Source organism: Roseofilum sp., from assembly GCF_982964205.1.
Map to the genome: position 1 here is coordinate 1 of NZ_CEZBFX010000187.1, position 5,524 is coordinate 5,524.

A 5,524-nucleotide genomic window follows, 5' to 3' on the forward strand; every position below is an offset into this window, starting at 1 on the left:
TCGCAATGACTGATCTCAATGAGACTGTACTCCGTTACAGCGCAAAGCGCTGTATTCCTATAGCAGAGCAACGTTATCAAAACTATCTTGAACAACTAACTTTCAAGTATCTGCAAGAAAAATCAGGATTGCATGAGGAAGAGTTAGAGCAATATTTTGCCGAATCGCACCCCAGAAAAGAAAAACTGCAAAGTTGGGAATGTCTGGAGTTAAATATACTTCAGGAGGTGGTCAGTGCATTAGGAGGAACTCTAGAAATTAAAATAAAAATCCCCCATAAAGATCCTCTGGTTCTTATTAGCTAGACCGTTCGAGAATAGTTCAAATCCCTAAGGTCAGTACCCAACCTCTTAATGTGCCGGTATTACCTAAAGCATAATCAATCACTTGTAATTTCCACACTCCTTTAACGGAGAGATTAACTAAGTCTTGCAATAAGGGACGCTCAGAAGGGGTATAAGTATGTTGAAGCCGGGTTTGTTGGCCTAATGCCCGGTTTTGGAGCAAAATGGTTTTATTATTGGGAGCAATTAACCTGACTTGAATATCGCCTAAAAAACTGTGATCGATGTCTACAGTCACTTGGATATCTCGTAATGAATTGCTTTCCGAAATATAAATCGAGCTACTAATGCCGCGACTATCGTAATCTCGAATGGCGACGCTGGCATAATTTTGCCGTTGAATCCAGCGGCTAACTCTGGGAGGAGTGGGGCGCGATCGCACAGCAGCCGCAACAGCTTTATAGGCATTCACCTTACCATAGCCAAACCACTCGGAGTGGCCCCGACTATCATAAGAGCCTTTGCGAAAGCCAAACTGAGGATCGGGATCTGAGTCCACAATCTTATCCGTATTCGAGATTAAAATTTGCTTCACCTGAGCCGCCGTTAAATCGGGATTCGCTGATAAGACTAGGGCTGCGACTCCAGCGACAATGGGACAAGCACTGGAAGTCCCGCCAAAAGTGCCTGTAAAATCCCCCGTACCATACCCTGCTCCCCCTACCCGGTCAGTTGTGAAAACACCTAATCCTGGAGTAGCACGGGTAACTGCGGGAGGAGTTTGGATAAATCCGGTTTGCTGTAACCAAATCCCTGGAGGCGCATTATTAGATGGAGCGCAAACGGCGATTTCTTTCCCCCAGTTACTGTAGATGGCTTTTTTGCTCAGACTCGAACAAGCAGAAACGGCAATCACATCGGGATGAACGGGAAAACCGGCTAACCATCGGGTATTCCCAGAAATGACATTGCTCGGCCATCCTTGTTCATTAACGGTATCGTTAATGGGGCGGTTGGCATTCCCAGAAGCAAAGACAATCACACAGCCTTTCCCCTGACGGCCTTGGGTGGCAGCTTTGGTCAGGGCAGCGTTTTGGCGTAGGGAGAGGGGAAAATTAACGGCGGCTGGTCCCCAACTACAGGAAATCACAGCAGCTCCGCGACTGGCACACCAATCAAAGAGTTGTTCCATGGAATTATCATCTAAGAAGCCGGTGGTACGCACGGGCATTAGGGAGCATCCAGGCGCTACACCAACGATACCGGAGCCGTTTTCTTCGGCAATGGCAACTCCGGCACAGGAGGTTCCATGGTTTTCCACCAGTCCTCCGGGTTGGGGGATAAAGTCTCGGTCTTTGAAGTCTTTGGGGGCAACAATTTTGCCTAATCCTTGGAAGTCAGGATGGTTGAGGTCGATCGCATCATCGGCAATGGCGACGACAATGGAGCGATCGCCCCTAGTCAGATCCCAAGCTCGTTCTGCATCAATATGCGACCCCGTAGTGAGATAGTTTCCCCCATTATGGTTCAGATACCATTGTTGTCGATAAGATCCATCGGTGGGGCGATACATGGGTTGGCTGGGAATAATCAGATTGGGTTCAGCCGTAATGACTGCTGGAGAAGCCATTAGGCGGTTGGCAATTTTAATCGGATTTTCTGTGGATTTTTCCGTCAGTTGATAAACCCAGGTATTGGGGAGCGTTTCCACCGGTTTGACTTCCCGCAGGCCATACTTTTGAATTGGGTCCGTGCGAGTTTGGGCATTGCTCGTTGGCGACCATTGAATGGTAATCTCGTTGGACAAATAGGTGTAGGTTCCCGGTGAATTTTTGATCTGATAGACATGACTGGCAAAGGCCACATCTTGGGAATTGCGAGCTGAAGTAATGGCCGTTTCTAAGCTTTGGGGATCGACCGTTAATTCTGAGAGTTTTGGAGCAATAGGACGAGTCGCTAAGGAAGGGAGATCCTTGGCCCAGTCGGAAGACATATTAGACTTCGGGGAAACCGTCAGCCGATCTGAAGCCTTTTCTAAAACCAATTCTTGGCCGCCCCGTTGCAGCACTAGCCCGATTTCTGACTCTGGGATACCCGACTTGGCCTGAACGGGATCGGAGGACCGATCCGGGGGAGAACTCAATTGACTCCCAAGAAAGCGCCACAACTGCTCAAAAACTTTGACCATCTTCACTACTCTATTGCGATCGTTTATCTCTTGCTTTTGATTGGAACAGATAAAAAGGGGAACTGTCTGCTAAATTATGTTTAGATTTGTTTTATATTGTTAGTCTTCACTCTAGCTCTTACAACTCATGGTATCTTTAAAATCCTCTGAACTCCTGCAAGCGACGACCCTAGCTATCTGTACTTCTGCGATCGCCTTCACAAACGTAGCCTTTGGACAATCTACCCACCAGAACTTAGCGGCTCAAGAAGCTCAACCGAATGCCGATGAATTTCGGCCCCTGAATCAGGAAAACAGTCTACTGAGTAGGATCGGGGGCGATCGCCTGATGGCTGAAGCGGCTGAAGCCGTGGGCAATGAAAATTATGCCCTAGCGCAGCAAAAACTCCAAGATGCTCGTCAAGTGTTTAACCAATTATCGAATTTTTATCAGGAACTGGCAGCGAGCTTCTCTGGTATTGATAATCGTATTGCGAATAGCCAACGGGATTTAGCTGTGGAAACGGCGCAAAAACGGGATGAAGCAACCTATCAGCTTGCCCTCGTCCATCGCGCTCAAAACGAAGCTGATTTAGCGGTTCCCCTGCTGGTACAGGTGATTCGCTCTCAAAACCCCACCACCGAAATGGGTAAAAAGGCATACCAACAATTATTTGAATTAGGCTTTGTAGATTCTCCCTATCCCAAAAGGGATGACGATAGTGAAGCTACGTCTGCGGTTCCCCAATAGAATCCATAAGAGTATCAGCGGGGTCATTCCCTTGAGTCTCTAACGGGCGATCGCTACAATAAAGAGTGGAGAACAATTGATCGTAAGTAATCATAAGGAGTCTTGTATGGTTCGTCCAGCCGAAGTAGAAGCGATGATTAAAGCCAAGCTTCCTGATGCCCAAATTCACCTGAAGGATATGACGGGAGGAGGGGATCATTACGAAGCGATCGTGGTCTCCCGTGAGTTTGAAGGCAAAAGACCGGTACAACAACATCAGTTGGTTTATGCAGCCGTTCAGGAGGCCATGGCCAGTAATGCTATCCATGCCTTGGGTTTAAAGACATACACCCCAGAAGAATTTCAAGCGGTTCAGTAAAATTCTTAAAAATCAGTTAAGATCGAGACTCTGAAACCGATTTAAGGTTGCCGTTCTACTTTCCTCACTTGATAACTATGACTCCAGACTTAAAAGAACACATTGACAATACAATTAAAGCGCACAAAGTTCTTCTGTTTATGAAGGGAAATAAGCTGATGCCCCAATGTGGATTTTCCAATAATGTGGTGCAGATGCTCAATCAGCTTGCAGTCCCCTATGAAACAATAGATGTGTTGCAAAATGATGCCATTCGCCAAGGAATTAAAGAGTATTCTAATTGGCCAACTATTCCCCAGCTTTATATTAATGGCGAGTTTGTTGGCGGCTCTGACATTGTTTTTGGGTTATACCAAAGTGGAGAACTCGCCCAGATGGTGGAAGTGGCTTTAGCTTCCTAGAATAACCTCTCTATTGATCGATAATCCCCCGGTGGTTATTTAGGGATAGAGTCTATCTGAAAACTACCAGGGGATATTTTTTGGGGTTGAAACAACCTAGAAACCAGCGATAGCCCATAACTCTGGGCTAGTAATATTTGGCTTCGGGTTCGGGCAGGGGCATTTCAAAATTAGATCGGTCGCGTAAATATCGATAAGCTTCTTCTTCTAGCCGATGGACTAAATAGGTTTCAATACAATTAGAATGTCTTAGTGCCGCCAGATAGCCTTCGAGATACATACGCAAGTCATCATAGCGGTATCCCCGGTTCCAGAGGTCTACGAGAGAATCAGTAATTTTTTGGTAAAAGCGGATGGTTTGAGTATCCTGAAGCATCATAAGAGTTGTCTCCTGATCGTCAACTGAACTTCACTTCGTTGGGTATCTTAAGGGTCGATCCTTTGGTCTGTTCACTTCCCAATAGGCAAAATCCGGATCGGTCAATCGCAGAATGGCCTAGGGCCACTGATAGCTTTATTTTAACGAATCTCCAGACAGAATTGAGATAGGCAATCTGCTGGAGTTTCTTAAACTTAGCATACCTAAAGAAACAAATTCCGTACCGATCCCTAAAAATCCTTAACCGGAATACTCGGTATCGACAACTACAAAAAAGTAAGTTAAACCTTGTTAAGGTGAATGAGTTATTTGCTGCATAGTGTGGTAGGGAAATTAAACCGAAGTGGTCTTGATTGGTATTCAGATTATTGAAAGCAACCCTCATCTGCGATCGCTTCTCGGTTGGCACTTACAGCAGGCTGGCTATGGGATTTACCAATCTGCCGATAGTGCCAGCGCTCGTCATGTTTATATGGTGCGGGAACCGACTTTAGTGGTTTTAGATGGTAGTATTTCTGGAGGACAAGGTTTAGAACTTTGTCAGTGGATTTACAATCAACAAAAATCTTTGATTTTAATGCTTTCTGCTCGTAATGCAGAAACTGATGTGGTCGCTGGACTGCAAGCCGGTGCAGATGATTATCTCACCAAACCGTTTGGAATGCAGGAGTTTATGGCACGGGTACAAGCTCTGATCCGACGGCAAAACAAACTTACCCCTCCTGCCCATCTTAACTATGGTGAACTGAAGATCGATCTGGTGCAACGACAGGTCTCTCTTAAGGGAGAGGCGATTGATTTAACACCCCAAGAATTTAGCTTGCTTTATGCCCTGGCTCAAGTAGGAGGAGAACCCTTAAGTCGGTCTCAGTTACTACAACGGGCTTGGCCAGATGAGATTGATAATCCTCGTACTGTGGATACCCATGTTCTTTCTTTACGCAAGAAAATTGAGAGAGATCCCCGCCAACCCCATGTCATTCAAACGGTACGCAAGGTCGGTTATCGGTTTAATCAGGATGGACTAGCCCAGCAGAGGAGATCGCCGTCTCCTTTTCCCACCCGTTCACCTTCCCTGTCTGCCCAGCATACGTTTCCCATGAAACAATAGAAATCAGGAGAGGGAATAGGGTGATTGTGCAGTCCTCAAAAAATTATACAATAATGGACAAAGTGAGACATAT

Annotated in this window: 7 protein-coding genes; 5 read left to right on the forward strand and 2 right to left on the reverse strand. The window is 46.1% G+C overall.

The window, feature by feature from the left end:
* Positions 1-5: 5 nt before the first annotated feature.
* The gene (locus AC3A14_RS23875; protein WP_413039190.1) at positions 6-305 is read left to right on the forward strand and encodes a transcriptional regulator; all 300 of its coding nucleotides are present in this window, start codon (positions 6-8) and stop codon (positions 303-305) included.
* A 16-nt stretch (positions 306-321) separates the two neighbouring features.
* Here AC3A14_RS23875 and AC3A14_RS23880 read toward each other — a convergent pair whose 3' ends face one another.
* Positions 322-2,472 carry a S8 family serine peptidase gene (locus AC3A14_RS23880; protein ID WP_318700727.1) on the reverse strand — a complete coding sequence of 717 codons (2,151 nt, stop codon included), beginning with the start codon at positions 2,470-2,472 and terminating at the stop codon, positions 322-324.
* A 127-nt stretch (positions 2,473-2,599) separates the two neighbouring features.
* Between AC3A14_RS23880 and AC3A14_RS23885 the strand changes: the two genes are divergently transcribed.
* The 3 genes from AC3A14_RS23885 to grxD all read left to right on the forward strand — a co-directional run bounded on the left by AC3A14_RS23885 (position 2,600) and on the right by grxD (position 3,961).
* The gene (locus tag AC3A14_RS23885) at positions 2,600-3,202 is read left to right on the forward strand and encodes a hypothetical protein (protein WP_318736118.1); all 603 of its coding nucleotides are present in this window, start codon (positions 2,600-2,602) and stop codon (positions 3,200-3,202) included.
* 106 nt (positions 3,203-3,308) lie between these two features.
* The gene (locus AC3A14_RS23890; RefSeq protein ID WP_318700729.1) at positions 3,309-3,560 is read left to right on the forward strand and encodes a BolA family protein; all 252 of its coding nucleotides are present in this window, start codon (positions 3,309-3,311) and stop codon (positions 3,558-3,560) included.
* Positions 3,561-3,637: 77 nt separating this feature from the next.
* Positions 3,638-3,961, forward strand: a complete 324-nt coding sequence (gene grxD, locus AC3A14_RS23895) for a Grx4 family monothiol glutaredoxin (protein ID WP_318736120.1) — start codon at positions 3,638-3,640, stop codon at positions 3,959-3,961.
* Between the two features lie 127 nt (positions 3,962-4,088).
* Here grxD and AC3A14_RS23900 read toward each other — a convergent pair whose 3' ends face one another.
* Positions 4,089-4,337 carry a DUF6761 family protein gene (locus tag AC3A14_RS23900; protein ID WP_271945114.1) on the reverse strand — a complete coding sequence of 83 codons (249 nt, stop codon included), beginning with the start codon at positions 4,335-4,337 and terminating at the stop codon, positions 4,089-4,091.
* A gap of 346 nt (positions 4,338-4,683) precedes the next feature.
* Here AC3A14_RS23900 and AC3A14_RS23905 point away from each other — a divergent pair, with 346 nt between their 5' ends.
* Positions 4,684-5,451, forward strand: coding sequence for a response regulator transcription factor (locus AC3A14_RS23905; RefSeq protein WP_271945084.1), 768 nt, complete (start codon positions 4,684-4,686; stop codon positions 5,449-5,451).
* Positions 5,452-5,524 lie beyond the last annotated feature (73 nt).

What these genes read in the sequence shown, in the direction of transcription:
- AC3A14_RS23875 (WP_413039190.1), top strand. Translation starts at nt 6, where the DNA reads ATGACTGATCTCAATGAGACTGTACTCCGTTACAGCGCAAAGCGCTGT.
- AC3A14_RS23880 (WP_318700727.1), bottom strand. Translation starts at nt 2,472, where the DNA reads ATGGTCAAAGTTTTTGAGCAGTTGTGGCGCTTTCTTGGGAGTCAATTG.
- AC3A14_RS23885 (WP_318736118.1), top strand. Translation starts at nt 2,600, where the DNA reads ATGGTATCTTTAAAATCCTCTGAACTCCTGCAAGCGACGACCCTAGCT.
- AC3A14_RS23890 (WP_318700729.1), top strand. Translation starts at nt 3,309, where the DNA reads ATGGTTCGTCCAGCCGAAGTAGAAGCGATGATTAAAGCCAAGCTTCCT.
- grxD (WP_318736120.1), top strand. Translation starts at nt 3,638, where the DNA reads ATGACTCCAGACTTAAAAGAACACATTGACAATACAATTAAAGCGCAC.
- AC3A14_RS23900 (WP_271945114.1), bottom strand. Translation starts at nt 4,337, where the DNA reads ATGCTTCAGGATACTCAAACCATCCGCTTTTACCAAAAAATTACTGAT.